The organism is Aeromonas sp. A04 (assembly GCF_047780465.1).
GTDB classification, from domain to species: Bacteria; Pseudomonadota; Gammaproteobacteria; order Enterobacterales; family Aeromonadaceae; genus Aeromonas; species Aeromonas bestiarum.
This window is the reverse complement of sequence record NZ_JBLNHP010000007.1, coordinates 167,792-194,348: the sequence shown is the minus strand read 5'-3', so window position 1 is coordinate 194,348 and position 26,557 is coordinate 167,792. Positions and strand designations below refer to the sequence as shown.

Genomic DNA, 26,557 nt, shown 5'->3' with positions numbered 1-26,557 from the left:
ACGCGGCATTGACCGCGTTTTTTTATACCCCCACACAAGTAAACGACAAGCCAAGCAAGGAGCCAGAATGAAAGCCTACCAGCGTCAATTTATCGAGTTCGCCCTGGAGAAACAGGTCCTCAAATTCGGTGAATTTACCCTGAAATCCGGTCGTAAAAGCCCCTACTTCTTCAACGCCGGTCTGTTCAACAGCGGTCGCGATCTGGCCCGCCTCGGCCGCTTCTATGCCGCCGCCCTGATGGATGCCGGCATCGAGTTCGATGTGCTGTTTGGCCCGGCCTACAAGGGGATCCCCATCGCCTCCGCCACCGCAGTGCAGCTGGTGGAGCAACACGACGTGGATGTGCCCTGGTGCTTCAACCGCAAGGAGGCCAAGGATCACGGTGAAGGCGGCAATCTGGTGGGCAGCCCGCTCAAGGGGCGCATCATGCTGGTGGATGACGTCATCACCGCCGGCACCGCCATCCGCGAATCCATGGATCTGATCCAGGCCAACGGCGCCTCGCTGGCCGGGGTACTGATCGCGCTGGATCGCCAAGAGAAGGGCAAGGGGGAGCTCTCCGCTATCCAGGAGGTGGAGCGCGACTACGGCGCCCACATCATCGCTATCATCCAGATGGCGGATCTCATCGCTTATCTGGAAGAGCAGCAGGCGGAGCGGCCGGAACTGGCCGAGCAGCTGGTTGCCATGCAGGCTTATCGCGCCCAGTACGGTATCTGATCACCGGCTGCTCTTATAAGGCGTGACGTCAATACGGTGGCGCCCGTCGCCTGTCCGGGGGATCCGGCAGGGGGCGGGCGCCGTTTTTTTCATGTTTAAAAAAGTGCGTGTCGTGGCTTGAGCTTGCCCTTACAGTAAAGGTTAGGGTTTAGCGGTCGGCAGCCAGTTTGGCCGATTGGTTCCGAGGAGGAACAGCATGAGCACCCAACTTCAACCCCCCATTCATCTGCAACTGCCGCTCAGCGGCATGAGCTGCGCAAACTGCGCCAGCCGCATCAGCACAGCCCTCAACCAGCTCGATGGCGTGACGGCCACCGTCAACTTCGCGCTGGAGCAGGCGGCCATCGAGCTAGGTGACCCGGCCCGCTTGCCCGAGGTACTCGACAGCATCACAGGGCAGGGTTACGGCTACGGCCACGAGACCCTCTCCTTCCAGATCAGCGGCATGACCTGTGCCGGTTGCTCCGCACGTCTCAACAAGATGCTGGCGGCGCTGCCGGGCGTGCTCTCGGCCGAGGTCAATTTCTCCATCGAACAGGCCCGCATCGAGCTGGTGCCCGGCATGCAGACCCCGGCCTCGTTGCGCGAGCAGATAGAGGCGCTTGGCTTTGGTGCCCAGCTGGCACAGGGCTCGGCCAGTGCGCGCCGCCAACAGTTGCAGGCGCGTGAAGAGCAGGAGGCCGCCACCGCGCACAAGGCGCTGATCCAGGTTGTTATTTCGGCCCTGCTGACCCTGCCGCTGCTGGTAGGCATGATCGCCATGGCGGGGCTGCTGCCCTGGCATATGCCCGCCTGGCTGGAGCTGGTGCTGGCCACCCCGGTGCAGTTCTGGATTGGGGCCCGTTTCTATCGCGGCGCCTGGCTCGCCCTCAAGAACCGCGCGGCCAATATGGATGTGCTGGTGGCGACCGGCACCAGTGCCGCCTACTTCTACAGCCTCTACCTGCTGCTGACGCTGGGGATGGCCGCCAGCGGCAAGCTCTATTTCGAGGCGAGCGCCATCATCATCACGCTCATTTCGTTGGGCAAACTGCTGGAGGCCCGCGCCCGCCGCAGCACCCAGTCCGCCATTCGCGAACTGATGGCGCTACGGCCGGAAACCGCCACCGTCTGGCGTGGCGAGAGCTGGCAGAGCCTGGCCATCGACGAGGTGCTGCGCGGCGATCGGCTGCGGGTGCTGGTGGGCGAGCGGGTGCCGGTGGATGGCAAGATAGTGAGCGGAGAGAGTGAGCTGGATGAATCCATTCTCACCGGCGAGAGTCTGCCGGTGCCGCGGGGTATCGGGGAGAGCGTGCTGGGCGGCGCCATCAACCGCTCCGGCGTGCTGGAGATCGAAGCCACTACTGTGGGGGAGGATTCCAGCCTCAGCAAGATCATCGCCCTGGTGGAGAGCGCCCAGATGGGCAAGGCGCCGCTGCAACAGCTGGTGGACAAGGTGTCCGCCGTGTTCGTGCCTGTGGTGATGGCCATAGCCCTGTTCACCCTGCTGGTGTGGTACGCCATCGGCAACGACTTCGGTCAGGCGCTGCTGGCCGCCGTGGCCGTGCTGGTGATCGCCTGTCCCTGCGCGCTGGGGCTGGCGACGCCGGCGGCCATCGTCACCGGTACCGGAGTGGCGGCTCGCCACGGCATCCTGATCAAGGATGTGGATACCCTGCAGAAGGCCCACGCCATCAAGGCGCTCATCTTCGACAAGACAGGCACGCTCACTCAGGGGCGGCCCGTGCTGGCGAGCTGGAGCGGCAATGACGAGCAGTTGCGGCTGGCAGCCGCCCTGCAGCAGGCGAGCGAGCATCCGCTGGCACTGGCCATGCGTGAGGCGGTCGGCACAGACGTGGCGCTGCCCCAGCCGGAGGAGGTTGAGGTGCGGGTCGGTGCCGGGATCAAAGGCCTGGTGGCGGGCCATGAGGTGGCCATCGGCAACGCCGCCCTGCTGGCTCAGCTCGGGATTGAGCAGCCGCAGCAGGATGAACAGCCTGCCGACGGTGCGACCCGGGTCTGGGTCGCCATCGACGGTGTAGCCGTCGGCATCGCCGCCCTGGCCGATACCCTGAGGCCGGAGAGCCCGGAAGCCATCGCCACCCTGCGCCAGCGCGGCATCGCCAGCTGGTTGGTGAGCGGCGATGCGCCGGCACCCGTGGCCCATATCGCCGCCAAGCTGGGGCTGGACGGGGCGTTCGACTCCGTGCTGCCGGCCGGCAAGGTAGACAAGGTGGAGGCGCTGCGCGCACAAACCAGCGGGCTGGTGGCCATGGTGGGGGACGGGGTGAACGATGCCCCTGCGCTGGCGGCGGCGGATGTGGGCATCGCCATGGGCTCAGGCTCGGACGTGGCGATGGAGACGGCCTCCATCACCCTCATGCGATCGGATCCGCGGCTGGTGGCCGATGCCATCGACATCTCGGCGGCCACCTGGCGCACCATACAGCAGAACCTGTTCTGGGCCTTCGTGTTCAACATCATCGGCATTCCGCTGGCGGCACTGGGCTATCTCAGCCCCGAGCTGGCAGGCGCGGCCATGGCCCTGAGCAGCATCACGGTATTGAGCAATTCCCTGTTACTGAAACGCTGGCAGCCCAAGGCGGGCACCCATGCCGGCGCTCACCTGGATTCGTAAGGAGTCATCAATGAACATCAGCAAGGTTGCCAAGGCCACGGGGCTGACCGCCAAGACCATACGTTACTACGAGAGCATCGGCCTCATCTCGGCGCCGGTACGCAGCGATAACGGCTATCGCAGTTACACCGAGGGGGCGCTGCGGGAGCTGCGCTTCGTCAAGCGGGCGCGGGAGACAGGCTTCAATCTGGAGGAGTGCCAGGAGCTGCTGGCGCTCTACCGGGACGAGCACAGGACCAGTGCTCAGGTGAAGAAGCTGGCACAGGAGAAGATCGTCGATCTGCGGGCCCGCATCGCCGGCTTGCAGGCCATGCTGGCCTCCCTCGAGGGGCTGGTCTGCTGCTGCCACGGGGATGAAAGCCCCGAGTGCCCCATCCTGGACGAGCTGGAGCGCGGCTGACCAACCGCTTAATAACGGACGTTTTATTGTTGGCCCGGAAGGGGTAGTGGTAGACTGTGCGGCTCTTGTACAGGGAGTACGCAGTTGACTCAGAGTGTGACACGTCAGGTGAAGCAGGCCATCATGGCCCAGCTCTATACTCACGCCTCATTCAGCCTGCCTTGCCTGGGTCTGCTGGCGCTCGGCTGGAGCCTGTTGTTCCACGATTACCTGCCCGCCGGCGAGGCGCTCGGCTGGCTGGCACTGGTCAGCCTGCTGCTGCTGTGTCGCGGCTGGCACCTGCGCTGGCGTCAGCCCAGGCTGGCGCAGATCCCCTTGCCTGTGCTGGAGCGCGAGCTCTTTATCGGGGTCACCATCACCTCCATCATCTGGGCGCTCGGCGTGCTGCTCTACATGGACAAGCTGCCCGACACCTATCGCGCCGCCATGATGATGCTCTCCAGCCTGATCCTCACCGGCAGTGCCATCATGCTGTTTGGCAGCCGCCGCTCCCTCTACGGCGCCGTCTTGCCGCTCGGGCTCGCCATGCTGTTCGAGCTGGGGGCCGGCAACGAGCAGGAGCGGATCGTCTCCTGCATGCTGGCGGGCTATCTGTTTGTCTTCTTGCCGACCCTGCTGCGCCGTCTGCGGCGGGATCAGGTCGCCTCCCTCTATCACCGTTTCTCCAACGCCGATCTGGTGGCCGAGCTGAAGGCGGTCTCAGAGCACCTCAAGCTCACCTCCCGGCTGGATGGCCTGACCGGCATCGCCAATCGCGCCCATCTGGATTACAGCCTGGAGCGGGCCTGGCGCCGCTGTCATCGTGCCAGGGCGCCCCTGTCACTGGTACTGGTGGATGTGGATTACTTCAAGCAATTCAACGATCTCTATGGTCATCAGCTGGGGGATGAGTGCCTGCAGCGGGTGGCGGGCCTGCTGGCCGAGGTGCAGCGCCGCGAGGATGATCTCGCCGCTCGTTACGGCGGGGAGGAGTTTGCCCTGCTGCTGCCCTGTACCAGCATGCAGGGAGCGCTGCAGATCGCCGAAAATGTGCGGGTGGCGCTCAAGGAACTGGGCATTCCCCACCAGAAATCCCTGGTTTCCGGCCGGGTCAGTTGCAGCTTCGGGGTGGCGACCCTGGTGCCGGATCAGAGCGGCTCCATCGCCGAGCTGATCCAAAAAGCGGATGCGGCCCTCTATCAGGCCAAGCATAATGGGCGGGATCGTATCGAAGTAGCCTTGATGGGTAAGGTTGCCTGAGTTTCACATGACAGATTTAAAGAGGTTGTCTATGCAATGTCATCGTATCGAAGAGCTGCTGGAGTTGTTGCAGCCTGCCTGGATCAAGGAACAGGACCTCAGCCTGGTGCAGTTCGTGGCCAAGCTGGCGGCGGAAGCCGGCTATGAGGGTGCCTTGTCCGACCTGACCGACGACATGCTGATCTACCACCTCAAGATGCGGGAGTCCGACAAGCAGGCGATGATCCCCGGCCTGGCCAAGGATCATGTACCCGACTTCAAGGAAGCCCTGCTCAAGGCGCGCGGCATCAAGTAAAGATTGCTCCAGCTGGAGCCTTTGATGGTGTTCAAAGGAATCTCTGAGAAAGGCGTTTCGTCAACTGGCGACACGCCTTTTTTGTTGCTTGAAATTGCGACATCACTCGAACATTAGATACATTTTACCCACACAATTAGCAGGTTGTTTAAGATATAATCCGCCCCATAACAAATAAGGGAGCTGTGTCTTGCAATGGCCGATCATGAAAAAATTGATATCAAGGATGTCACCGGCGATGTAACGGGGACGTACAACCCCAATACCTTCAAAGCCGGCGATGACAGGTTCAATCCCGGCAACCGCATCTACGTGAGGGCGCAACCCGGTTACTGGCAGCGGGTGCGCAAGGCCATGGGCTGGTTCTTCGTGGTGCTCTTCGTCGCCTTGCCCTGGTTGCGTTATGACGGTCGTCAGGCCGTGTTGTTCGATATCGGCCATCAGCAGTTCCACATCTTCGGTGCCACCATCTGGCCGCAGGACCTGACCCTGCTGGCCTGGATCTTCATGATCGCCGCCTTCGCGCTCTTCTTCGTGACCACCTTCCTCGGCCGGGTCTGGTGTGGCTATCTCTGCCCGCAGACGGTGTGGACCTTCATGTTCATCTGGTTTGAAGAGAAGCTGGAAGGGGCGGCCAACAAACGACGCAAGCTGGATGCGGCTCCCTGGAGTGGCGAGAAGCTGGCCCGCAAGGGCGCCAAGCATCTGGCCTGGATCCTGCTGTCGCTGGGCACAGGTCTCACCTTCGTCGCCTACTTCCAGGATGTCTTCCAGCTGGTGCCTGATTTCTTCAGCCTGCAGGCGAGCGGTTGGGTCATCTTCTGGGTGCTGTTCTTCGCCGCCTGTACTTACGGCAACGCCGGCTGGATGCGCGCCATCATGTGTATCCACATGTGCCCCTATGCCCGCTTCCAGTCCGCCATGTTCGACAAGGATACCTTCATCGTCGGCTATGACACCAAGCGTGGCGAGACCCGGGGAGCCCGTGCCCGCAAGGCCGATCCCAAGGCGCTGGGGCTGGGTGACTGCATCGACTGCGATCTCTGCGTGCAGGTCTGCCCGACCGGCATCGACATCCGCGACGGCCTGCAGTACGAGTGCATCAACTGCGGCGCCTGCGTCGATGCCTGTGACCAGACCATGGATCGCATGGGCTATCCGAAGGGGCTGATCAGCTACACCACCGAGCACAAGCTGGCTCACAACAGCACCCATGTGGCGCGGCCCAAGCTGCTCGGCTACGGCCTGGTGATGGTCATCATGCTGGGGGTGTTCGTCTACAACGCCATGTCCATCATGCCGATGGGGCTCGACATACTGCGGGATCGCAACCAGCTGTTCCGCGAGAACAGCGAGGGGCTTATCGAGAACACCTACACCCTCAAGATCCTCAACAAGACCCTGCATGCCCAGACCTATCAGCTGGATGTGGAGGGGCTGCCGGAGCACCAGTGGTTCGGTCCGCGCGAAGTGACCCTGAAGGCGGGCGAGATCTACACCCTGCCGGTGAGCGTGGCCGTCGACCCCTTCAACCTGAAGAAGCCGACTCTGGACATCCAGTTCGTGCTCAAGCGGGATGGAACGGCACCGGATGACAGCAAGGGCACACTGCGCCAGGCCAGCAAGTTTATCAGCCGGCTATGATGCTGGAGAGAGCTGTGGGGGCCGGTCAGTTCAGGCCCCCAGTGACCGCAGTGATGGCAGGAAAGCGTGGCGCAACCGGTTGGGTTGAACGCCATTGAACCGAGTGGTGATAGACTGGGGCGCAACGGCGCCCCTTTCTTATGGTGGATGACATGCGTTTCAACTATTCCGACCTCAATCCCGATCTCATCATGGACGCGCTGGATCTCAGCGGCCTGCGTATCGACTCCGGCCTCATCGAGCTCAACAGCTACGAGAACCGGGTCTACCAGTTTCAGGACGAGGATCGTCGCCGCTACGTGGTGAAGTTTTATCGTCCCGGTCGCTGGAGCCGGGCCCAGATCCTGGAAGAGCACGACTTTGCCGCCCGCCTCAATGAGGCGGAGATCCCGGTCGCCGCCCCCATCGTCTTCGCCGGCGAGACCCTGCTGGAGCATCAGGGCTACCCCTTTGCCATCTGGCAGAGCGTGGGGGGCCGCCAGTTCGAGGTGGACAACCTGGATCAGCTGGAGTGGGTGGGGCGCTATCTCGGCCGCATCCACCAGATAGGCGCCAGCCGCCCCTTCCATCACAGGGTCCGGCTGGATGTGGAGAGCATGCTGCACGAGCCGCGTCAGCTGCTGGCGTCCGGCGAATGGCTGCCGAGCGGGCTGGCCAAATCCTTCTTCGGCGTGCTCGACGAGCTGATCAAGCACGTCTGTGACGCCATGACCCTGGATGTGGCACAGATCTCCCTGCACGGCGACTGCCACCCGGGCAACATCCTCTGGCGCGACGGTCCCATGTTCGTCGATCTCGATGACTGCCGTACCGGCCCCGCCATCCAGGATATCTGGATGCTGTTCAACGGCGAGCGTCACGAGCAGCTGATCCAGCTCGATACCCTGCTGGCGGGCTATGAGGAGTTCATGGAGTTCGACTCGCGTGAGCTGGCGCTGATCGAGCCGCTGCGGGCCATGCGCATAGTCCACTACATGGCCTGGCTGGCCCGACGCTGGGAAGATCCGGCCTTTCCACGCCACTTCCCCTGGTTCAATACCGACCACTACTGGCGCCAGCAGATCGCCATACTGCACGACCAGCTGGAAGCGCTCAAGGCACCGCCTCTGACGCTGACGCCGGGGTGGTGACGCAGCAGATCCCCATATCTGCCGCACGACCAGCTGGAAGCGCTCAAGGCACCGCCTCTGACGCTGACGCCGGGGTGGTGACGCAGCAGATCCCCATATCTGCCTGCACGACCCGCTGGAGGCGCTCAAGGCACCGCCTCTGACGCTGACGTCGGGGTGGTGATGCGGCAGATCACCATATCTGCTGCACGACCCGCTGGAGGCACTCAAGGCACCGCCTCTGACGTTGACGCCGGGGTGGTGACGCAGCAGATCCCCATATCTGCCGCACGACCAGCTGGAGGCGCTCAAGGCACCGCCTCTGACGTTGGCGCCGGGGTGGTGATGCAGCAGATCACCATATCTGCCGCACGACCAGCTGGAAGCGCTCAAGGCGCCACCTCTGACGCTGACGCCGGGGTGGTGACGCGGCAGATCACCATATCTGCCGCACGACCAGCTGGAGGCGCTCAAGGCACCGCCTCTGACGCTGACGCCGGGGTGGTGAGCAGGTTGGCCGTCGGCATATGCCCAGCGATTGTCAGCCGATGGCGCTCCCTGCCGTTGAGCCTGCCGGTGTGGTCCTTTGCCATTGACGCCGACATGGCGACACAATAGGCTTGGCACTGCTTCGGTTCGCCGGGCGTGCCTCACAGTGATCCCTTAACAGGAAACGTCATGAAAAAAGTACTATTTTTCCTCGCTGCCATGCTGATGATCCCCATGGTTCACGCCGCCCCCGAATTCAAGGAAGGCGTTAACTACGACGTGGTCAAACAGACGGGTAGCGCCCAACCTGAAGTGCTGGAGTTCTTCTCCTACTACTGCCCTCATTGCGCCAAGTTCGAGCCGATTGCCGCGGATCTGAAGAAGAATCTGCCGGAAGGCGTGCCGATGAAGAAAAACCCGGTGGCCTTCCTGGGCCGTGAGATGGGTCCGGAGATGCAGCGTGCCTACGCCGTTGCCAGCCTGCTGAATGTTGAAGGCAAGCTGACCCCGGCCATCTTCGACAAGATCCACACCCAGCGTCAGTACCCGCAGAGCCGTACCGACGTGAAGCAGATCTTCGTGGACAACGGCGTGCCGGCCGAAGAGTTCGATGGTGCCGTCGACAGCTTCGCCGTCTCCGGCATGGTCTCCCAGTTTGACCGCAACACCGAGAGCTACAACATCCGCGGTGTGCCGGCCTTCCTGGTCAACGGCAAGTACATGGTGAAGATCGAATCCATTACTTCCCAGGAGCAGTTCAACCAGCTGGTGAAGTTCCTGCTGGCCAAGAAAGACTGATGATTTCCTGACCTCATGAAAAAAGCCCGCCGGTGCAAACCGGCGGGCTTTTTGTTTGGCATCAGATTGGCTGGAGTCAGACTCCGACGTGGAAGGCCTGCTTGAGGTTGCGGATGAAGTCCGCATCCCGGCACAGGGTCTTGCCCGGGCTGTCGGAGATCTTGGCGACCGGACCGCCGTTGCATTCCATCAGCTTGAAGACGATGTTCATCGGGCTGACGCCGGGCAGATCGCAGGTGAGCTTGGTGCCTATGCCGAAGCTGGTGTTGATGCGGCCCCGGAAGTGGCGGAACAACTGCACCGCCTTGTCGAGGTTGAGCCCATCGGAGAAGACCAGCGTCTTGTCGGTGGGATTGATGCCGAGCTGCTGGTAGTGGCTGATGGCCTTCTCGCCCCACACCACGGGATCGCCTGAGTCGTGGCGCAGCCCCTGATAGCGGCTGGCCAGCTCGAAATCGAAGTCGCGCAGGAAGGCGTCCATGGTGATGCAGTCGGTCAGGGCGATGCCGAGGTGGTTGGTGAACTCGTCCAGCCAGCTGGTGAGGGCGGCGCGCTGGCTGTGCTCCAGCGGGAAGCCGAGCTGCTGGTGGGCCTGGAACCACTCGTGGGCCTGGGTGCCCACAGCCGACAACTGATACTTCTGGGCCAGCAGGTAGTTGCTGGTGCCGCGAAACGCCGGCAGGCGCTCCTTGAGGCGGCCCACCACGGCATCCTGCACCGCGTGGGAGAAGCGGCGGCGGGTGCCAAAATCGATGAGGTTGAACTCGCTCATCTCGTCGCTGCTCAGCTCATGTTCCAGCTTGTCGATCTTCTGATCGAGCCGATCCAGCGCCTGGCTGACGCCAAACTGGGGGTAGCGGAAGCGGTTGCGCATCTCGCTGATGATGGCGAGCACAGGGATTTCCCACAGGATCACATCCTGCCAAGGCCCTTCGACTCGCACATTGATGCGGCCATCCTGCTCGAACACCTTGAGCAGGGAGGCATCGAGCGGCTTGCGGCGCAGGTGATCCAGGTAGTCGGCGGTGAAGAAGGGGCGCTCGGCCAGAAAATTGAGCTCGGGTCTGGTCAGCCGCAGGGAGCCGGCGAGGCGCAATTGCTCCTCGATCTGGCCCATCATGGGCAGCAGATCCTCTTCGTTGCGGCTGTGGAACTCGGCCACCACCTCGGCATCCGGATAGCGATGGAACACCGCCTGCTGCATATGCAGCTTGTAGGCGTCGGTGTCGAGCAGGCTGGTGAGGATCGGTGGCATATCAGGCTCCCCGCAGGCTGGGGAGCGCGATGACGTTCCCCTGCCGCATAGGTAAGGTGCAGGCGCCGGTATCGGCTTGGCGGGTGAGGATAGGCGGCATATCAGGCGTCCAGCAGGCGTTGTACATCGATCAGGGTCTGGGCCAGTTCGGCACCCGCCTCGATCATCTGGGTGCAGGCGCAGGCAACCGTCTCGGGAGCTATGCCACGGCAGGCATCGAGATGGACGATCACCCGGAAACCGGCGTGGCGCAGTTGCAGCACGCTGGTCTTGACGCAGTAGTCGGTGGCGAGGCCGCCGACCAGCACGGTATTGACGCCACGGGCATGCAGAAACTCGATGAGCCCGGTGCTGCGCCGTTCGGCCAGATCGTGGAAGCAGGTGCCGTAGGGATGCAGATCCGGCTCGACCCCCTTCCAGACGAAGAAGTCGTAATCTATGGGGGCGGGCAGACCATCGAGCAGCTCGAAGCCCTGGGTGCCCGGCACGCAGTGCACAGGCCAGGTGAGATCGGCATTGGGCAAGTCCAGCGGCAGCAGCATGCCGGCGGGATCGCTGACGGCCCAGGCGGCGTTGGCGGGATGCGAATCCTTGCTGCCGATCCGCAGGCTGGCGAGGGTGGCCTGAGCGTTGAGCGCAGCCACAATATCATCCCCGCCCACGACGGGCAGTTCGTTCGGGCAGAGGGGGGTAAATCCCTTCTGCGCATCAATATCCAGGCTGGCGACGGTTCCCATTGAGTGGCTCCTGCACATACTATTCGTGTGATATTATCTACCAAACATTAATCGAAGGCGAGCAGGGCGATCGGCATGTTGAGAATGAGTCTGGATATGGTGGTGCTGCGGTTGAACGAGGAGCGGCTCGAGCTGCTGCTTGAAACCCGCGATCGCCCCCCCTTTGCCCACTGCTGGCAACTGCCGGCGCTGCGCATCGACGAGACTCGGGATCGGGACTTGGACGCGGCTCGCCACCGTCTGCTGGGGGAGTGGGGGCTGGGCCACTGCTACAGCGAGCAGGTCTGCACCCTCGGCAATCTGGAGCGGGATCCCCGTGGCTGGTCCACCACCCTGGTCTATCTCTGTCTGGTCGAACCGGATGTCGAGGCCATTCACGGCTGCTGGCATCCGCTCTCGGCCCTGCCCGGCCTCAGCCTCGCCTTCGATCACACCCAGCTGATCGCCCGAGGGCTGGAGCGGCTGCGGATCAAGAGCCGCTACAGCACCTTGCCGCTGCAACTGCTGGGGCCCGAGTTCACTCTCTCCGAGGTGCAGCGCGCCTTCGAGATCATCCTGCAAACTCCCATGAACACGGCAGCGTTTCGCAAGCGGATCCATCGCGCCGATATTCTGGTGGATACGGGCCGCAAGCGCACCGGCAAGCAGCGCCCCGCCATCCTCTACCGGATGGAGAGCCCCTGCTGCGTCATGTTCGATCAGGTGATGCATGGAGCTGAAGCATGAGCAAAACGCCGCCCCGGGTGCTGGTGAGTGCCTGCCTGCTGAGTCAGCCAGTGCGTTACGACGGCCAGAGCAAGGGGATCGTCAGCGACTGGCTGACGGCGCTGGGGGCCGAAGGGCGGACGCTGGCCTTCTGCCCCGAGGTGGCGGGCGGCCTGCCGACCCCGCGTCCCCCTGCCGAACGACAGGGCGAGCGGGTGCTGACCGCGAGCGGGCTGGATGTGACGACCGAGTTTGATCGCGGCGCCGAGCTGGCGCTGGCACTCTGTCAGGCGCAGGGCATTCGCTTCGCCCTGCTCAAGGAGGGGAGCCCCTCCTGCGGCAGCGGCCGCATCTACAATGGCCGCTTCGAAGGCGTGTCAGTGACGGGCGAGGGCAAGACCACGGCCCTGCTGCGTCGCCACGGGATCAATGTCTTCTCGGAGGATCAGTTGGCCGAGCTGGCCTCTGCACTCTCTTTGGATCCCTCTTTGGCGGCATCTGGCAGCGGTTCCTGATCCCGCTGCCAGCCGTCCAGCACCTCGTCCTTCTCCTGCCAGCGCTGGTTCAGCCAGCCCTGAAAACCCCGCTTGAACTGCTTGTCATTGAAGTAGTCACCGACCAGCGCCTCGTCCACCGGCAGCTCCTCGATGCGCACCCGAATGCGCTTCATCTGCCCCATCAGGAAGTCCTTGAAAGGGGTCTCTGCGTTGTCCGGATAGCTGATGGTGACGTTGATCAGGCTGTCGAACTGCTCCCCCATGGCCGCCAGGGTGAAGGCCAGCCCGGCTGCCTTGGGCGGCATCAAATGACGGTAGCGGGAGCGGGCCGCATCCCGCTTGGGCTCGGTGAAGCGGGTCCCCTCCACGAAGTTGATGACTGTGGTGGGGATGTGGCGAAACTTCTCGCAGGCGTTGCGGGTGGTCTCTATATCCTTGCCGCGCAGATGCGGATTTCTTAACAGAAACTCTCTCGAATAACGGCGCATAAAGGGCATGTCGAGCCCCCAGCAGGCGAGCCCCAGCAGCGGTATGTAGATCAGCTCGTGCTTCATGAAGAACTTGGGCACCGGCAGCCGATCCCGAAACAGGTGACCCAGCACCACTATGTCGGTCCAGCTCATGTGGTTGCTGACGATGAGATACCAGCCATCCTTGCGCAGTCGGGTGTCATCCTCAATCTGCCAGTCAATGCGGGTGGTGAGGCGGATCACCAGGGCGTTGCAGGCCAGCCAGAGGCGCATGAAACGGTTGTTGAGGCGGCTGCAGGCGCGACCAAAGGCCGGAATGGGCAGCAGCAGCTTGGCCAGCGACACCAGCAGGATCAGGCTGGCGCACAGGGCGGTGAACAAAATGGTCAGGCTGGTGCTGATGAGCAGCACCAGGGGGCCGGGGAGCAGGGTTGGCATGGGCGTCGTTTACTGCGTCTTGTCCGCCAGCAGCTGGTTCAGGGTCTGGTCCTTCTCGCGCCAGATCCCGTTCAGCCACTGTTGAAACTCTTGTTGGAACTCGGGGTCATTGAAGTAATCCCCCACCAGATTGCGTTCGATCGGCAGAAAGCGGACCCGAACCTTGATCTCCTTGACCCGACCGCACATGAAGTCCCAGTAGCTGGGGATGCCGCCCGGATAGGCGATGGTCACATCCACCAGCTTGTGCAGCTGATCGCCCATGGCCGCCAGGGTGAAGGCGATGCCGCCAGCCCTCGGGTGCAGCAGGTGGCGATAGGGCGCGGCCTGTTTGTCGTGCTTGCGGGCGGTGAAGCGGGTGCCCTCCACGAAGTTCATCACGCTCACCGGAATGTGGCGAAACTTGGCACAGGCCTGGCGCGTTGTTTCTATGTCCTTTCCCTTCAGATGCGGCCTTTTTTCCAGAAATTTACGGGAATATCGCCGCATGAAGGGGAAGTCCAGCGCCCACCATGCCAGACCGAGAAAAGGTACCCAAATCAGTTCTTTCTTGAGGAAAAACTTCAGGAAGGGGATTTTTTGATTAAAAATCCGCTGCAGCACCAGTATGTCGACCCAGGATTGATGGTTGGCAATGACCATATACCACTCATTCCGGTTCCCTTTGTCCACTCCGACCACCTCGAAAGGCGTTCTGATGATGGTTTTCTGGATCAGATTGTTGAAACCTATCCAGCAACTGGCACAGCCGTCCAGCAGGGCATTGCAGAGGGTGCGCCAGCCCTTGAGCGGCAGCAGCAGCTTGATCAGACCAAGCAGCAGTATGGGGACAAACCAGAACAGGGTGTTGAGGAAATAGAGCAGGGTCGAGAGGCTGCCGCGCAGCCGCTCTATCAGCTTGTTGTGCATGAGTCGGGTCCGTCTTCTTGTCTGTGGGTGGCAACCAAGTGGTCAGATCTGTGGCCATAATATCAGCCGATGACTCGCTAGACCATGCACAGGGCCATCGGCAGCCCGGGACTCATGTTTTCTGCATGGCGCCAGTCAGCCGCTGCGCAGCCGTGACAGCAGCCGGTCCATGGCGCGATAACCGAGGGCCTCGATCAGGTGCTCCTTCTCGATGGCGGGCCGTCCCGCCAGATCCGCTATGGTGCGCGATACCCTCAGTATGCGGTGCCAGGCCCGGATGCTGAGCCCAAGCCTCTGGATGGCATTCTCCAAAAACTCGGCATCTTGCGGTGATAATCGGCAAATGTCATCTATCTCGCGACTATCCAGCAGGTTGTTGAGCTTGCCATTGCGGCTCAGCATCCGCTCCCGCGCTGCCAGTACCCGATCGCGGATCTGCTGGCTCGACTCCCCCCGTTCCGCCTTGCCGGTGAGGCTGCCCTTGGGCAGCAGCGGCACCTCCACCGTCAGATCGAAGCGATCGAGAAAGGGGCCCGAGAGCTTGCCGAGGTAGCGCAGTATCTGATCCGGACTGGAGCGGGTCTGGCCGTCGCCATAGTGACCGCAGGGGCTGGGGTTCATGGCGCCGACCAGCTGGAAGCGGGCGGGAAAATCCACCTGACGGGCGGCCCGGCTGATGGTGATGTGGCCCGTCTCCAGCGGCTCGCGCAGGGAGTCGAGCACCTTGCGTTCGAACTCCGGCAGCTCGTCGAGAAACAGCACACCGTTGTGGGCCAGCGAGATCTCGCCGGGCCGCGGGTGGCTGCCACCGCCCACCAAAGCCACGGCGGAGGCGCTGTGATGGGGTGTGCGATAGGGCCTGTGGTGCCAGTGGCCGGCACGCGGGGTCAGGCCGCCGATGGAGTGGATGGCGGCGGTCTGCTGCGCCTCCTGCTCGCTCAGCGGTGGCAGAATGCCGGGCAAACGGCTCGCCAGCATGCTCTTGCCGGTGCCGGGCGGGCCTATGAACAGCAGGTTGTGGCTGCCGGCGGCGGCAATCTCCAGCGCCCGCTTGGCCTGGGACTGGCCGATCACATCCTGCAAATCCGGCACATCGGGCAGGGCATCCGTGGTCTGGGGATCCGGCAGCGGCAGCTCATACTGACCCGCCAGCCAGGCGGTGACGGCCAGCAGCTGATGGGCGGTGCGCACCTCGGCATCCTGGATGAGGGAGGCCTCCGGGCCGTTCTCTCGCGGCACCAGCAGGGTGCGGCCCGCATCGCGGCAGGCGAGCACGGCAGGCAGCACTCCGAGCACGGGCCGGATCTCGCCGGTCAGGGCCAATTCCCCTAAAAATTCATGATCGAGCAGGTATTTTGCGGGTATCTGCTTGGAAGCGGCGAGAATGCCGATGGCGATGGCCAGATCGAAGCGGCCTCCCTCCTTGGGCAGGTCGGCGGGGGCCAGATTGACCGTGATGTGTTTACTCGGGAACTCGAAGTTGCCGTTGAGCAGGGCGCTGCGCACCCGATCCCGCGACTCCTTCACCGAGGTTTCCGGCAGGCCCACCATGTTGAAAGCGGGCAGGCCGTTGGAGAGGTGAACTTCCACCGTGACTTGCGGTGCAGCTATCCCCAGGCTGGCACGGCTATAAACCACAGCTAATGACATAAATCCCGTCCTTGGTTTGATGTATGTGCTGGTTAACCGTTTTTTATTAGTTTTTTATGCCAGCTATCCCGATGCGGCTCAGTCAAAATCAGAGTCTTGTCAGGTAAAAAAGGCTTGCCCAATAAAAATCACCGTGCTAGTTCTAATAGCCATTCGCGGTGCAAACCGCCCCAATTTCACAGGATTTCCGGTTGTAACTATGAACATGGCCTCCCGTTTCGTCAGCATTATTGTGGTCCTAGTGGTGATTATTATCTCACCGCTCGGGGCTCGTTTAGCTGCACGGAACAAGGGATAGACCCACCACCGGACAGAACGAAACAAGCGACCCCCGAGCCTCACAGCTCGGGGGTTTTTTTTCGACTACAGGACAGGATTTTCCACATGAACGGCGCGCAGTTTTTGGTACAGGCTCTCAAGAAACAGGGTGTGACCCAGGTGTTTGGTTACCCGGGCGGAGCCATCATGCCGGTCTACGACGCCCTGTATGACGGGGGTCTTGCCCATCAGCTCTGCCGCCACGAACAGGGTGCCGCCATGGCGGCGGTGGGCTACGCCCGTGCCTCCGGCCAGGTGGGGGTCTGCATCGCCACCTCGGGTCCCGGCGCCACCAATCTGGTGACCGGGCTGGCGGAGGCGCTGCTCGATTCCGTGCCCCTGGTGGCCATCAGTGGTCAGGTGCCCTGTTCCGCCATAGGTACGGATGCGTTTCAGGAGGTCGACGTGCTCGGCATGTCCCTCTCCTGCACCAAGCACTCCTTCATGGTGACGGATGCCGCCGATCTGGGACGGGTACTGGCGGAAGCCTTCGCCATCGCCACCGAAGGGCGCCCGGGTCCGGTACTCATCGACTTTCCCAAGGATGTGCAGCTGGCCGCCGTGCCTACCCAGAGCCCGCTGTTTGCGGTGGAAGAGCTGGAGGCGCTCAACCCGTCAGAGTTGACGGCTGCCCGCACCCTGCTGGCCGGTGCCGAGCGTCCCGTGCTCTACGTCGGTGGCGGTGTGGGCATGGCCAATGCCGAGCAGCAACTGCGCGAGTTTGCCGCCGCCACCGGCATGCCGGCCGTCACCACCCTCAAGGGGATAGGGGCGCTGGATCCCGACAGCCCCGTCTATCTGGGCATGCTCGGCATGCACGGCACCAAGGCCGCCAACTACGCGGTGCAGCAGAGCGATCTGCTGCTGGTGGTGGGTGCCCGTTTCGATGACAGGGTGACCGGCAAGCTGGAGGAGTTTGCCCCCGAGGCCAAGGTGATCCATCTGGACGTGGACGCCGCCGAGTTCGGCAAGCGCCGTGCCGCCGAGGTGGGCATCACCACTGATCTCAAGCGGGTGTTGCCCGCCCTGGCCATGGCGCTGGCCATAGATCCCTGGCGTGAGCACTGCGCGAACATGGCCCGCGACTATGCGTTTCGCTACGACCATCCCGGCCAGCCCATCTATGCCCCGGCCCTGCTCAAGCAGCTGTCGGCCCGTCTGCCAGACACCAGCGTGGTGGCCTGCGACGTCGGCCAGCACCAGATGTGGGTGGCACAGCACATGCGCTTTACCAGCCCGCGCAACCACCTCTCCAGCGCCGGCCTTGGCACCATGGGGTTCGGCCTGCCCGCCGCTATCGGCGCCAAGATGTCGCGCCCCGATGACGAGGTGGTGCTGGTGAGCGGTGACGGCTCCTTCATGATGAACGTGCAGGAGCTCGGCACCATACGTCGGGCCCAGCTCAAGGTGAAGATGGTGCTGATCGACAACCAGCGTCTCGGCATGGTGCGCCAGTGGCAGGAGCTGTTCTTCGATGGCCGCTACAGCGAAACCATACTCTCCGACAACCCGGATTTTGTCGCCCTGGCCGCCGCGTTCGGCATTCCGGGCGAGACCATCACATGCAAGGAGCAGATAGCCGGTGCCCTCGAGCGCCTGTTGGCAAGCGAGAGCGCCTATCTGCTGCATGTCGCCATTTCAGAGGAAGAAAACGTCTGGCCCCTGGTTCCGCCGGGAGTCGCCAACCACAAGATGATGGAGCAACGCCCATGAACCCGCACACCTTTGCACAGCCAGCAGCTGCACAGCACACCCTGCATATTCACGCCCAGCCCAGACCCGAAGTGATGGAGCGGGTGCTGCGGGTGGTTCGTCACCGCGGCTTCGCGCTCTGCGCTCTCACTATGGAAACGAGAGCGGAGCAGGATTGCCAACAGCTGCGGATCACGGTTACTGTCGAGTCGGAGCGTCCCATCCAGCAGTTATGGAGCCAGCTGGTCAAGCTGGTGGACGTCTCCCGGGTCGATGCACTGGAACAGCAACCCCGGATCAGAGCTTAAGGAGCAACTGCAATGTCACAGCCTTCCCAATCCCCCACTCAGCCCAAGTACATCTGGTTCAACGGCGCCCTGGTGCCCTGGCAAGATGCCCAGGTGCACGTCATGAGCCACGCCCTGCATTACGGCTCCTCCGTGTTCGAGGGTGTGCGCGCCTACGATACCCCCAAGGGCACCTGCATCTTCCGGCTGCAGGAGCACACCCGCCGCCTGTTCGACTCCGCCAAGATCTACTGGATGGACGTCCCCTACAGCGAGGCCGAGGTGAATGAAGCCTGCCGTACAGTGGTGCGCGAGAACGGCCTGAAGAGCGGCTATCTGCGCCCGCTGGCCTTTGTCGGCAACGTGGGGCTGGGGCTGCATCCGCCGCTGGATGCCAAGGCAGATCTCATGGTGGCGGCCCTGCCGTGGGGCGCCTATCTGGGGGAGGAGGGGCTGAAAAACGGGGTGGATGTGTGCGTCACCTCCTGGAACCGGCTCGCCCCCAACACCATTCCCACCGGCGCCAAGGCGGGCGGCAACTATTTGTCGTCCCAGCTGATCAGCAGGGAAGCCAAGCGCAACGGCTACGCCGAAGGGCTGGCACTGGATGTGAACGGCTACCTGAGCGAAGGGGCGGGGGAGAACCTGTTCCTGGTGAAAAACGGCGTGCTGTTCACCCCGCCCGCCACCGCCGCCATCCTGCCCGGCATCACCCGCGACACCATAATGACGCTGGCCCGCGATCTCGGCTATGAGGTGCGCGAGCAGGCGCTGCCCCGTGAGGCGCTCTACGTCGCAGACGAGATCTTCATGACGGGCACGGCCGCCGAGGTGACACCTGTGCGTTCGGTGGATCGGATGAAGGTAGGCGCCGGCTGTCGTGGCCCCGTGACCGAGCAGTTGCAGAACGCCTTCTTCGGCCTGTTCAACGGCCAGACCGAGGACAAGTGGGGCTGGCTGACGCCGGTCAACGACTGATGAGAGAGGGGAGGCGTGACGCCTCCCCGAGTCGCTTCCGGTCAGGGCATCAGCGTCATGCCCTGACCAGGATCGATTCCCGATCCGCGAGTCACACATTCAAGAAATCATGCGCCCCATGGGCATTCAGGGAGTAGAGACAATGCCGAAGTTGAGATCCGCCACCACCACCCACGGACGTAACATGGCCGGGGCCCGCGCCCTCTGGCGTGCCACCGGCATGACAGATCAGGATTTTGGCAAGCCCATCATAGCCGTGGTCAACTCCTTCACCCAGTTCGTGCCCGGCCACGTTCACCTCAAGGATTTGGGCCAGCTGGTGGCCCGCGAGATCGAAGCCGCGGGTGGTGTCGCCAAGGAGTTCAACACAATCGCCGTGGATGACGGCATCGCCATGGGCCACGGCGGCATGCTCTATTCGCTGCCGTCCCGGGAGCTCATCGCCGATTCCGTGGAGTACATGGTCAACGCCCACTGCGCCGACGCCATGGTCTGCATCTCCAACTGCGACAAGATCACCCCGGGGATGCTGATGGCCGCCCTGCGCATCAACATACCCGTGATCTTCGTCTCCGGCGGCCCCATGGAAGCGGGCAAGACCAAGCTTTCCGATCAGATCATCAAGCTGGATCTGGTGGATGCCATGATCCAGGGAGCCGATCCCAAGGTCTCCGATGCCCAGAGCGATCAGATTGAGCGCAGTGCCTGCCCCACCTGCGGCTCCTGCTCCGGTATGTTCACCGCCAACTCCATGAACTGCCTGACCGAGGCGCTGGGCCTCTCCCAGCCGGGCAATGGCTCCATGCTGGCGACCCACGCCGATCGCGAGCAGCTGTTCAAGCTGGCGGGCCAGCGCATCGTCACCCTGGCCAAGCGCTGGTATGAGCAGGATGACGAGACAGCCCTGCCGCGCAACATCGCCACCAAGGCGGCGTTCGAGAACGCCATGGCGCTGGACATCGCCATGGGTGGCTCCACCAATACCGTGTTGCACCTGCTGGCGGCGGCGCAGGAGGCGGGTGTCGACTTCACCATGGCCGATATCGACCGCATGTCCCGCAAGGTGCCCCAGCTCTGCAAGGTGGCGCCCTCTACCCAGAAGTACCACATGGAAGACGTGCACCGCGCCGGTGGCGTGGTCGCCATCCTGGGCCAGCTGGAGAAGGCGGGTCTGGTGCACGGCGATACCCGCACCGTACTGGGCGGCTCCCTGGCCGAACTGCTCAACGAATATGACGTCAGCCGCCAGCCGAGCCAGGAGGTGGTGGACTTCTACCGCGCCGGTCCGGCCGGGATCCGCACCACCAAGGCGTTCAGCCAGGATTGCCGCTGGCCCGAGCTGGATGTGGACAGAGCCGAGGGCTGCATCCGCTCGCTGGACAATGCCTACAGCCTGGAAGGCGGCCTGGCCGTGCTCTCCGGCAATCTGGCCCTTGATGGCGCCATCGTCAAAACGGCCGGCGTGGATGACGAGAACCTCTGCTTCCGTGGCCCGGCCCGGGTATTCGAGAGCCAGGACACGGCGGTTGCCGGCATCCTGGACGGTACAGTCAAGGCCGGTGAGGTGGTGGTGATCCGCTACGAAGGGCCCAAGGGAGGCCCCGGCATGCAGGAGATGCTCTATCCCACCACCTATCTCAAGTCCATGGGATTGGGCAAGCAGTGCGCCCTGATCACCGATGGCCGCTTCTCCGGCGGTACCTCGGGTCTCTCCATCGGCCACGTCTCGCCCGAGGCGGCCTCCGGCGGCACCATAGGGCTGGTGGAGGATGGCGACATCATCAACATCAATATTCCGGCTCGCAGCATGGTGCTGGAGGTGGCCGACAGTGTGCTGGCTGCCCGCCGCGTTGCCGCCTCTGCCCGTGGCTGGAAGCCGCTGGACCGTCAGCGTCAGGTCTCCTTTGCCCTGCGCGCCTACGCCATGCTCGCTACCAGTGCCGACAAGGGCGCGGTACGAGATCGCAGCAAGCTGGAGGAGTGATGATGACACTCAAGGCAAATTACCCGTATTCCGTCTGTGCCGTGCCGAGCATGGTGCGCGTTCATCCCGGCAAGGCGGAGGAGTAACCATGGTCTCTGCGGCAGATTATCTACGCAAGGTGTTGCTCTCCCCCGTCTATGAGGCGGCGCGGGTGACCCCCTTGCAGACCCTTAAAAAATTATCCGAACGGCTCGGCAACCAGGTCTCCCTCAAGCGGGAAGACTTGCAGCCGGTGCACTCCTTCAAGCTGCGCGGCGCCTACCACAAGATCGCCACCCTGACTCAGGAGCAGAAGGATCATGGCGTCATCGCCGCCTCTGCTGGCAACCACGCCCAGGGGGTCGCCCTGTCGGCGGCCAAGCTCGGCATCAAGGCCATCATAGTGATGCCCAAGACCACGCCGGACATCAAGATAGATGCGGTGCGCCGGCTGGGTGGCAATGTCATGCTGTTCGGCAACAGCTTCGACGAGGCTTATGCCGAGAGTCGCCGCCTCTCCGAACTGGAGGGCTACACCCTGATACCGCCGTTTGACGACGTCGAGGTGATCGCGGGCCAGGGCACCATAGGCAAGGAGTTGCTGGAGCAGGATACCCACCTCACCCACGTCTTCGTGCCTGTGGGGGGCGGCGGCCTGGCCGCCGGTGTGGCCGTCTACATCAAGCAGTTGCTGCCGGACGTCAAGGTGATCGGGGTGGAGGCGGAAGGCTCCGCCTGCCTCAAGGCCGCCATGGAGGCCGGTGAGCCGGTCAATCTGGATCGGGTCTCGCTGTTTGCCGACGGAGTGGCGGTCAAGCGCATCGGCACAGAGACGTTTCGACTGTGCAACCAGTATCTGGACGAGGTGGTGACCGTCTCCAACGACCAGATCTGCGCCGCGCTCAAAGACATCTTCGATGACTGCCGCGCCATCGCCGAACCCTCTGGCGCCCTGTCGCTGGCGGGGCTCAAGGCCTACAGCGAGCGCGAGCAGGTCAAGGGCGGGCGGATGGCGGCCATCTTGTCCGGCGCCAACGTCAACTTCCACAGCCTGCGCTACGTGTCGGAGCGCTGCGAGATAGGCGAGAAGCGCGAGGGCATGCTGGCGGTGACCATACCCGAGCGCAAGGGGGCCTTCCTCGACTTCTGTCGCCAGCTCGGCCCGCGCATGGTGACCGAGTTCAACTACCGCTACGCGGATGCGGCCCAGGCATCGCTGTTCGTCTCGGTGCGCCTCACCGGCGGCGACGAGGAGCTGACCCAGATCCAGCACCAGCTGGAGGGAAATGGCTACCCTGTGGTCAACATGACAGAGAGCGAGCTGGCCAAGAACCACGTGCGCTACATGATTGGCGGCCGCCCGGCCCGGCCCCTGGGTGAACGTCTCTACAGCTTCAAGTTTCCGGAGCAGCCGGGTGCCCTGATGCGCTTTTTGGAGACCCTCGGCTGTCGCTGGAACATCAGCCTGTTCCACTACCGCAACCACGGCGCCGACTATGGCCGCGTGCTCTGCGCCTTCGAGCTGCCGGACGAGGACGTGGCCGCCTTCCACGACTACCTGCGCGAGATTGGCTACGGCTGGAAAGAGGTCAGCGATGACCCCGCCTACCGGCTGTTTCTGGCCAGCTGATGACCCGCAGTACACAAGCAGGGAGGCCGCAAGCCTCCCTCTTTTTTTGCGGTCGTGGCGGCTGACAAGCAGGGGCAACCGGCTGGGCCCGGTTGCTGCCCGGACCTTTATTGCGATCCTGCATCTGCGCCGTTTTTCCAGTCGGGAATGTCGTCAGCTTCACACTCTTGAGTCCCAAGTCATTTGAGGCCGGCGAGAGATGGGATAACCTGATGAACGGGGCCGGGTTCGCCCCATCAGGGAAGATAAGCGCATAGCGCGCCCATAACGACTCATTGCAGAGGCTTTCACCATGAACAAATCGATACTTGCCGTGCTGGTCAGCGGCCTGCTTACGACGGGGGCCGTGCAGGCTGCCGCCCAGGACAACACCTGGTATGCCGGCGGCAAGGCCGGTTGGTCCAACTACTTCGATGTCGACCAGAAGCAGGTGGTCTCGGATACCCTGGGCGCGCTGCAAAACACCAGCACCAGCAAGGATGCACTCGGGCTGGGTGCGTTCGCCGGTTATCAGCTCAACCCCAACCTGGGTTTCGAGTTCGGCTATGACTGGTTCGGCAAGTACACCTCGTCCGGTGATCTGAGCGGGGTCAGGGTGGAGGGGGAAGCCAAGAGCCAGATGATCCAGGCCACCATGAAGATAGGTTTCCCGGTCAACGAGGCTCTGGATCTCTATGGCCGGATCGGCGGCGGCTACGCCTGGACCAACAGCGAGCTGTCGGCCCAGACCTCGACCGATTTCATCAAGGAGACAGGCAACAAGCATGGGGCCGCGTTTGTCGGGGCGCTGGGGGCCGAATACGCCATTGATCGTGACTGGGCCGCCCGTATCGAATATCAGTACACAACGCCGCTGGGGGACGCCTCCCTCGATCGCTCCGGCATAGAGATGGATAACGGCCTGCTCTCCGTCGGCATGCTCTACCGCTTCGGTCAGCAGGGGGGCGATGTGGTGGCCCCGGCACCTGCGCCGGCCGCAGCGCCCGTTCCCGCCGCAGTGGTCGTCACCCAGCAGTTCAGCCTGAGCTCGGATGTGCTGTTCGAGTTCAACAAGGCCACCCTGAAGCCGGCCGCCAGTCAGGCGCTCGATACTCTGTTCAGCCAGATAGTGGCGGCCAATCCCAAGGATGGTGTGGCGACCGTGATCGGACATACCGACCGTATAGGCTCCGATGCCTACAACCAGTCCCTGTCGGAACAGCGTGCCCGCAGCGTGGCCGACTACCTGATCGCCAAGGGGCTGTTTGCCGACAAGGTACGGGTCGAGGGGCGTGGCAAGTCCTCCCCCGTGACTGGCAACAACTGCAGCAGCGGTGCCAAGCCTGCGCTGATCGCCTGTCTGGCACCGGATCGCCGGGTGGAAGTGCGGCTGGAAGGTGTCTCCCAGGCCGCCAAGTAAGGGTATTGGCATGAATCACAACAAGGGAGGCTTGCCTCCCTTGTTGTTTATATGGCCTTGGGCCGCCGCAGCCGCACCCGCTGAAAGCCGTGGCCCAGCAGGATCAGCAGCAAGGCACCGGGCAGCACTGTGTGCCACAGGAAGGGCCACGTCTGTCCTGTCATCAACACCAGCAAGGGGTTGGCGCCGGCGGGCGGGTGTATGAGGTTCAGGCCCTGCATCAGCGCTATGGCCAGCCCCACTCCCAATGCCAGCTGCAGTTCCAGCGGCAAGGGGAGCGACTGTACCAGCAAGCCGACCGTGGCCGTCAGCAGGTGACCCCCGAGCAGATTGTACGGGCGGGCCAGCGGGCTGGCCGGCAGTGAAAACAGCAGCACGCAGCTTGCCCCGAAGGGCGCCATGATCAGGGCCGTGTGCCAGCTGACGTTCAGCCAGCCCAACACCCCGATCGCCAGTGCCGCGCCCACGCCTGCCCATAACGGGCCATACCATTTTGTCATCACGTTTCCCTCTTGGTTTGTCTGACGTGATTAGGCACATTAGGTAGACAGATCGGTGTACTTCAAGGGGAAAATGACGTGAGTGAAAAACGGCAGCAGCTGATGGAAACCGCCTATCGGCTGTTCAATCGTCATGGCTTTCACGCAACCGGCATAGATCGCATCTGGGCGGAGGCTGGGAGCACCAAGCGTACCCTCTACCGTCACTTTCCCACCAAGGATGCGCTGATCGAAGAGGTGCTGCTGTCCCGTGAGCGGGAGTTTTTTGCCCTGCTTGAGGCACGGCTCGCGGGTCGGGAGGGCAGGGAGGGTCGGTTGCACGCTTTGTTCGACGGATTCGGGGAGTGGTTTGGCCGCAGCGACTTCTATGGCTGCAACTTCATCAATGCCAGCGCCGAGTTTGCCGACCCGCGTCATCCGGTTCGCAAGCTGGTGGTAGCACACAAGCAGGCGCTGCTGAACTGGGTCAGGGCGCAGCTCGGGTGCAGCCTCTTGCACGCCACCGGGCTCTGCCTGCTGCTGGAGGGGGCAGTGGTGATGGCCCACAGCTATCAGCAGCCGTTGGCGCTGGAGCAGGCCAGATCACTGGCCCTGGCCTTGTTATGTGCCGATGGCGAGGCTGCCACGCTCTGATATAGCCAATCGGTGTTAAGCCTGATGCGACATCCGGTCGATAACTGACCAGATGTATGGCGCCGAGGATCAACGTATGCGCATCGATCACTACGATCTCCAGGGAGAAGTTCAGCACCAGTATCAACAGCTGCAAGCTCGCAAGGTACGCAACCTAGGGCCCGTCGCCCCTGCCGTGCCCGGGAGCCCTGCCGGGAATGAGGCCACGCCCACGACGGATCGGGTGGTGGCCGAGCTGATGCGCACCGTCAGCGCGAGCGTCATGCAGGGGAGCGTGAGCCAGCCAGGCGGCGCCAGTGCCGAGAGCGTGCCCTCTCTGGTCAAGCCGGAAGAGGAAGAGGCCAATCCCGACGACGGGCTGGATAATCGGCTGCGGCTCATCAAGCTGATGATAGAGGCCATGCTCGGCCACGAGATAGAGCTGCCGACGCCCATCAAGCCGGCCGAACAGAACGCGGAGGGGGTGCCGACTCCGCAAGGGGAGGCAACTCAGGCCGCCCCCGAGCCGGATCAGGCGGTGGAGGTAACCGATACCCTGTTGCAGCGGGAGCAGCTCAACGTGGTGGCAGCGGCCAGCGTGGAGACCAAGGATGGCCAGACCTTGCAGCTCGATCTCGGCTTTGTGCTCGACTGGCGCCAGCTCGATATCAGCCAGCGCCGCACCACCCTCAATGCCCTCAAGGATCCGCTGGTACTCAGTCTGGATGGCAAGATTGCCGATCTGACCGAGGCGCGGGTCAACTTCGACATAGATCAGGATGGCAAGGACGACAGCCTGCCGGGTCTGAGCGAGGGCAGCGGTTTCGTGGCGCTGGATCGCAACGGCAACGGCACCATAGACGATGGCGGCGAACTGTTCGGAGCCCGCTCGGGCAACGGCTTCGGCGAGCTGGCGGCACTGGATGAGGATGGCAACGGCGTGCTGGATGAAGGCGACAAATCCTTCTCGGCCCTGCAGTTCTGGCGCCCGGACAATGCCCCCGTTGCGCTGGTGGAGCTGGGGATAGGCGCCATACTGCTGCACCCTCTGGATACCCCCTTCAATCACCTGGGCGAGGGCGGCAATCAGGGGGTCTTGCGCCAGTCCGGTCTCTATCTCACCGAGCAGGGCAAGGGCGGCTGGGTGCAACAGATAGACCTGAGGGTCTGATCCCGGGCCCAGGCTGGCGCATAGCGGGATCGCG

24 protein-coding genes are annotated in these 26,557 nt (G+C 63.1%); 18 read left to right on the top strand and 6 right to left on the bottom strand.

Annotated elements, in window-relative coordinates; genetic code table 11:
- Positions 1-67 precede the first annotated feature (67 nt).
- The 8 genes from pyrE (at position 68) to ACM3N8_RS18660 (ending at position 9,312) form a co-directional block, all read left to right on the top strand.
- Positions 68-721, top strand: a complete 654-nt coding sequence (pyrE, locus tag ACM3N8_RS18695; RefSeq protein ID WP_241326151.1) for an orotate phosphoribosyltransferase — start codon at positions 68-70, stop codon at positions 719-721.
- 196 nt (positions 722-917) lie between these two features.
- Positions 918-3,338 carry a heavy metal translocating P-type ATPase gene (locus ACM3N8_RS18690; protein WP_290018789.1) on the top strand — a complete coding sequence of 807 codons (2,421 nt, stop codon included), beginning with the start codon at positions 918-920 and terminating at the stop codon, positions 3,336-3,338.
- Between the two features lie 10 nt (positions 3,339-3,348).
- A complete protein-coding gene (gene cueR, locus ACM3N8_RS18685; protein WP_042035872.1) occupies positions 3,349-3,738 on the top strand; it encodes a Cu(I)-responsive transcriptional regulator in 390 nt (129 codons plus the stop codon).
- An 84-nt stretch (positions 3,739-3,822) separates the two neighbouring features.
- Positions 3,823-4,977, top strand: a complete 1,155-nt coding sequence (locus ACM3N8_RS18680) for a diguanylate cyclase (protein ID WP_043142562.1) — start codon at positions 3,823-3,825, stop codon at positions 4,975-4,977.
- A 31-nt stretch (positions 4,978-5,008) separates the two neighbouring features.
- Positions 5,009-5,272, top strand: a complete 264-nt coding sequence (locus tag ACM3N8_RS18675) for a YihD family protein (RefSeq protein ID WP_042870400.1) — start codon at positions 5,009-5,011, stop codon at positions 5,270-5,272.
- Between the two features lie 195 nt (positions 5,273-5,467).
- Positions 5,468-6,916, top strand: a complete 1,449-nt coding sequence (gene ccoG / locus ACM3N8_RS18670) for a cytochrome c oxidase accessory protein CcoG (RefSeq protein ID WP_290018788.1) — start codon at positions 5,468-5,470, stop codon at positions 6,914-6,916.
- A gap of 140 nt (positions 6,917-7,056) precedes the next feature.
- Positions 7,057-8,046, top strand: coding sequence for a serine/threonine protein kinase (locus ACM3N8_RS18665; protein WP_290018786.1), 990 nt, complete (start codon positions 7,057-7,059; stop codon positions 8,044-8,046).
- A 657-nt stretch (positions 8,047-8,703) separates the two neighbouring features.
- Positions 8,704-9,312, top strand: coding sequence for a thiol:disulfide interchange protein DsbA/DsbL (locus ACM3N8_RS18660; RefSeq protein ID WP_042870394.1), 609 nt, complete (start codon positions 8,704-8,706; stop codon positions 9,310-9,312).
- A gap of 76 nt (positions 9,313-9,388) precedes the next feature.
- On the opposite strand, the gene pncB is transcribed toward ACM3N8_RS18660, so the two are convergent.
- Complete coding sequence (pncB, locus tag ACM3N8_RS18655; RefSeq protein ID WP_290018785.1) at positions 9,389-10,567, bottom strand: nicotinate phosphoribosyltransferase; 1,179 nt, start codon at positions 10,565-10,567, stop codon at positions 9,389-9,391.
- Between the two features lie 101 nt (positions 10,568-10,668).
- A complete protein-coding gene (locus tag ACM3N8_RS18650) occupies positions 10,669-11,304 on the bottom strand; it encodes a nicotinamidase (protein ID WP_416016489.1) in 636 nt (211 codons plus the stop codon).
- A gap of 75 nt (positions 11,305-11,379) precedes the next feature.
- Between ACM3N8_RS18650 and ACM3N8_RS18645 the strand changes: the two genes are divergently transcribed.
- Together ACM3N8_RS18645 and ACM3N8_RS18640 are read left to right on the top strand one after the other, a co-directional pair.
- On the top strand, positions 11,380-12,030 hold the full coding sequence (locus tag ACM3N8_RS18645) for an NUDIX hydrolase (protein ID WP_043142945.1): 651 nt from the start codon (positions 11,380-11,382) through the stop codon (positions 12,028-12,030).
- Entirely contained in the window at positions 12,027-12,524 is a 498-nt protein-coding gene (locus tag ACM3N8_RS18640) for a DUF523 domain-containing protein (RefSeq protein ID WP_416016488.1), read from the top strand. Before ACM3N8_RS18645 ends, ACM3N8_RS18640 begins: the two co-directional genes overlap by 4 nt.
- Here ACM3N8_RS18640 and ACM3N8_RS18635 read toward each other — a convergent pair.
- The 3 genes from ACM3N8_RS18635 to ACM3N8_RS18625 all read right to left on the bottom strand — a co-directional run bounded on the left by ACM3N8_RS18635 (position 12,455) and on the right by ACM3N8_RS18625 (position 15,973).
- On the bottom strand, positions 12,455-13,414 hold the full coding sequence (locus ACM3N8_RS18635; RefSeq protein ID WP_416016487.1) for an acyltransferase: 960 nt from the start codon (positions 13,412-13,414) through the stop codon (positions 12,455-12,457). The genes ACM3N8_RS18640 and ACM3N8_RS18635 overlap by 70 nt on opposite strands.
- Positions 13,415-13,423: 9 nt before the next feature.
- Positions 13,424-14,323 carry an acyltransferase gene (locus tag ACM3N8_RS18630; protein ID WP_098981446.1) on the bottom strand — a complete coding sequence of 300 codons (900 nt, stop codon included), beginning with the start codon at positions 14,321-14,323 and terminating at the stop codon, positions 13,424-13,426.
- A gap of 135 nt (positions 14,324-14,458) precedes the next feature.
- Positions 14,459-15,973 carry a YifB family Mg chelatase-like AAA ATPase gene (locus ACM3N8_RS18625; RefSeq protein WP_416016486.1) on the bottom strand — a complete coding sequence of 505 codons (1,515 nt, stop codon included), beginning with the start codon at positions 15,971-15,973 and terminating at the stop codon, positions 14,459-14,461.
- Between the two features lie 384 nt (positions 15,974-16,357).
- Here ACM3N8_RS18625 and ilvG point away from each other — a divergent pair, with 384 nt between their 5' ends.
- The 6 genes from ilvG (at position 16,358) to ompA (ending at position 24,240) form a co-directional block, all read left to right on the top strand.
- Positions 16,358-18,004: an acetolactate synthase 2 catalytic subunit gene (gene ilvG / locus ACM3N8_RS18620; RefSeq protein WP_241279407.1), complete on the top strand. Its 1,647-nt coding sequence runs from the start codon at positions 16,358-16,360 to the stop codon at positions 18,002-18,004.
- Positions 18,001-18,291: an acetolactate synthase 2 small subunit gene (ilvM, locus tag ACM3N8_RS18615; protein ID WP_043142928.1), complete on the top strand. Its 291-nt coding sequence runs from the start codon at positions 18,001-18,003 to the stop codon at positions 18,289-18,291. Before ilvG ends, ilvM begins: the two co-directional genes overlap by 4 nt.
- 12 nt (positions 18,292-18,303) lie before the next feature.
- On the top strand, positions 18,304-19,248 hold the full coding sequence (locus ACM3N8_RS18610; RefSeq protein ID WP_103472324.1) for a branched-chain amino acid transaminase: 945 nt from the start codon (positions 18,304-18,306) through the stop codon (positions 19,246-19,248).
- Positions 19,249-19,390: 142 nt separating this feature from the next.
- On the top strand, positions 19,391-21,232 hold the full coding sequence (gene ilvD, locus ACM3N8_RS18605) for a dihydroxy-acid dehydratase (RefSeq protein ID WP_042654432.1): 1,842 nt from the start codon (positions 19,391-19,393) through the stop codon (positions 21,230-21,232).
- Positions 21,233-21,320: 88 nt separating this feature from the next.
- The gene (gene ilvA, locus ACM3N8_RS18600) at positions 21,321-22,841 is read left to right on the top strand and encodes a threonine ammonia-lyase, biosynthetic (RefSeq protein WP_241326161.1); all 1,521 of its coding nucleotides are present in this window, start codon (positions 21,321-21,323) and stop codon (positions 22,839-22,841) included.
- Positions 22,842-23,133: 292 nt separating this feature from the next.
- Positions 23,134-24,240: a porin OmpA gene (ompA, locus tag ACM3N8_RS18595; RefSeq protein ID WP_098981456.1), complete on the top strand. Its 1,107-nt coding sequence runs from the start codon at positions 23,134-23,136 to the stop codon at positions 24,238-24,240.
- A gap of 47 nt (positions 24,241-24,287) precedes the next feature.
- Here ompA and ACM3N8_RS18590 read toward each other — a convergent pair whose 3' ends face one another.
- The gene (locus tag ACM3N8_RS18590) at positions 24,288-24,683 is read right to left on the bottom strand and encodes an HPP family protein (RefSeq protein WP_172955423.1); all 396 of its coding nucleotides are present in this window, start codon (positions 24,681-24,683) and stop codon (positions 24,288-24,290) included.
- 135 nt (positions 24,684-24,818) lie between these two features.
- Between ACM3N8_RS18590 and ACM3N8_RS18585 the strand changes: the two genes are divergently transcribed.
- On the top strand, positions 24,819-25,373 hold the full coding sequence (locus ACM3N8_RS18585; protein WP_098981460.1) for a TetR/AcrR family transcriptional regulator: 555 nt from the start codon (positions 24,819-24,821) through the stop codon (positions 25,371-25,373).
- Positions 25,374-25,425: 52 nt separating this feature from the next.
- Positions 25,426-26,523: a hypothetical protein gene (locus ACM3N8_RS18580; protein WP_290018776.1), complete on the top strand. Its 1,098-nt coding sequence runs from the start codon at positions 25,426-25,428 to the stop codon at positions 26,521-26,523.
- Positions 26,524-26,557 lie beyond the last annotated feature (34 nt).

What these genes read in the sequence shown, in the direction of transcription:
- ACM3N8_RS18630 (WP_098981446.1), bottom strand. Translation starts at nt 14,323, where the DNA reads ATGCACAACAAGCTGATAGAGCGGCTGCGCGGCAGCCTCTCGACCCTG.
- ilvM (WP_043142928.1), top strand. Translation starts at nt 18,001, where the DNA reads ATGAACCCGCACACCTTTGCACAGCCAGCAGCTGCACAGCACACCCTG.
- ACM3N8_RS18665 (WP_290018786.1), top strand. Translation starts at nt 7,057, where the DNA reads ATGGTGGATGACATGCGTTTCAACTATTCCGACCTCAATCCCGATCTC.
- ACM3N8_RS18645 (WP_043142945.1), top strand. Translation starts at nt 11,380, where the DNA reads ATGTTGAGAATGAGTCTGGATATGGTGGTGCTGCGGTTGAACGAGGAG.
- pncB (WP_290018785.1), bottom strand. Translation starts at nt 10,567, where the DNA reads ATGCCACCGATCCTCACCAGCCTGCTCGACACCGACGCCTACAAGCTG.
- ACM3N8_RS18580 (WP_290018776.1), top strand. Translation starts at nt 25,426, where the DNA reads ATGTATGGCGCCGAGGATCAACGTATGCGCATCGATCACTACGATCTC.
- ilvA (WP_241326161.1), top strand. Translation starts at nt 21,321, where the DNA reads ATGGTCTCTGCGGCAGATTATCTACGCAAGGTGTTGCTCTCCCCCGTC.
- cueR (WP_042035872.1), top strand. Translation starts at nt 3,349, where the DNA reads ATGAACATCAGCAAGGTTGCCAAGGCCACGGGGCTGACCGCCAAGACC.
- ACM3N8_RS18610 (WP_103472324.1), top strand. Translation starts at nt 18,304, where the DNA reads ATGTCACAGCCTTCCCAATCCCCCACTCAGCCCAAGTACATCTGGTTC.
- ACM3N8_RS18640 (WP_416016488.1), top strand. Translation starts at nt 12,027, where the DNA reads ATGAGCAAAACGCCGCCCCGGGTGCTGGTGAGTGCCTGCCTGCTGAGT.
- ccoG (WP_290018788.1), top strand. Translation starts at nt 5,468, where the DNA reads ATGGCCGATCATGAAAAAATTGATATCAAGGATGTCACCGGCGATGTA.
- ACM3N8_RS18675 (WP_042870400.1), top strand. Translation starts at nt 5,009, where the DNA reads ATGCAATGTCATCGTATCGAAGAGCTGCTGGAGTTGTTGCAGCCTGCC.
- ACM3N8_RS18660 (WP_042870394.1), top strand. Translation starts at nt 8,704, where the DNA reads ATGAAAAAAGTACTATTTTTCCTCGCTGCCATGCTGATGATCCCCATG.
- ACM3N8_RS18625 (WP_416016486.1), bottom strand. Translation starts at nt 15,973, where the DNA reads ATGTCATTAGCTGTGGTTTATAGCCGTGCCAGCCTGGGGATAGCTGCA.
- pyrE (WP_241326151.1), top strand. Translation starts at nt 68, where the DNA reads ATGAAAGCCTACCAGCGTCAATTTATCGAGTTCGCCCTGGAGAAACAG.
- ilvD (WP_042654432.1), top strand. Translation starts at nt 19,391, where the DNA reads ATGCCGAAGTTGAGATCCGCCACCACCACCCACGGACGTAACATGGCC.
- ilvG (WP_241279407.1), top strand. Translation starts at nt 16,358, where the DNA reads ATGAACGGCGCGCAGTTTTTGGTACAGGCTCTCAAGAAACAGGGTGTG.
- ACM3N8_RS18650 (WP_416016489.1), bottom strand. Translation starts at nt 11,304, where the DNA reads ATGGGAACCGTCGCCAGCCTGGATATTGATGCGCAGAAGGGATTTACC.
- ACM3N8_RS18635 (WP_416016487.1), bottom strand. Translation starts at nt 13,414, where the DNA reads ATGCCAACCCTGCTCCCCGGCCCCCTGGTGCTGCTCATCAGCACCAGC.
- ACM3N8_RS18690 (WP_290018789.1), top strand. Translation starts at nt 918, where the DNA reads ATGAGCACCCAACTTCAACCCCCCATTCATCTGCAACTGCCGCTCAGC.
- ompA (WP_098981456.1), top strand. Translation starts at nt 23,134, where the DNA reads ATGAACAAATCGATACTTGCCGTGCTGGTCAGCGGCCTGCTTACGACG.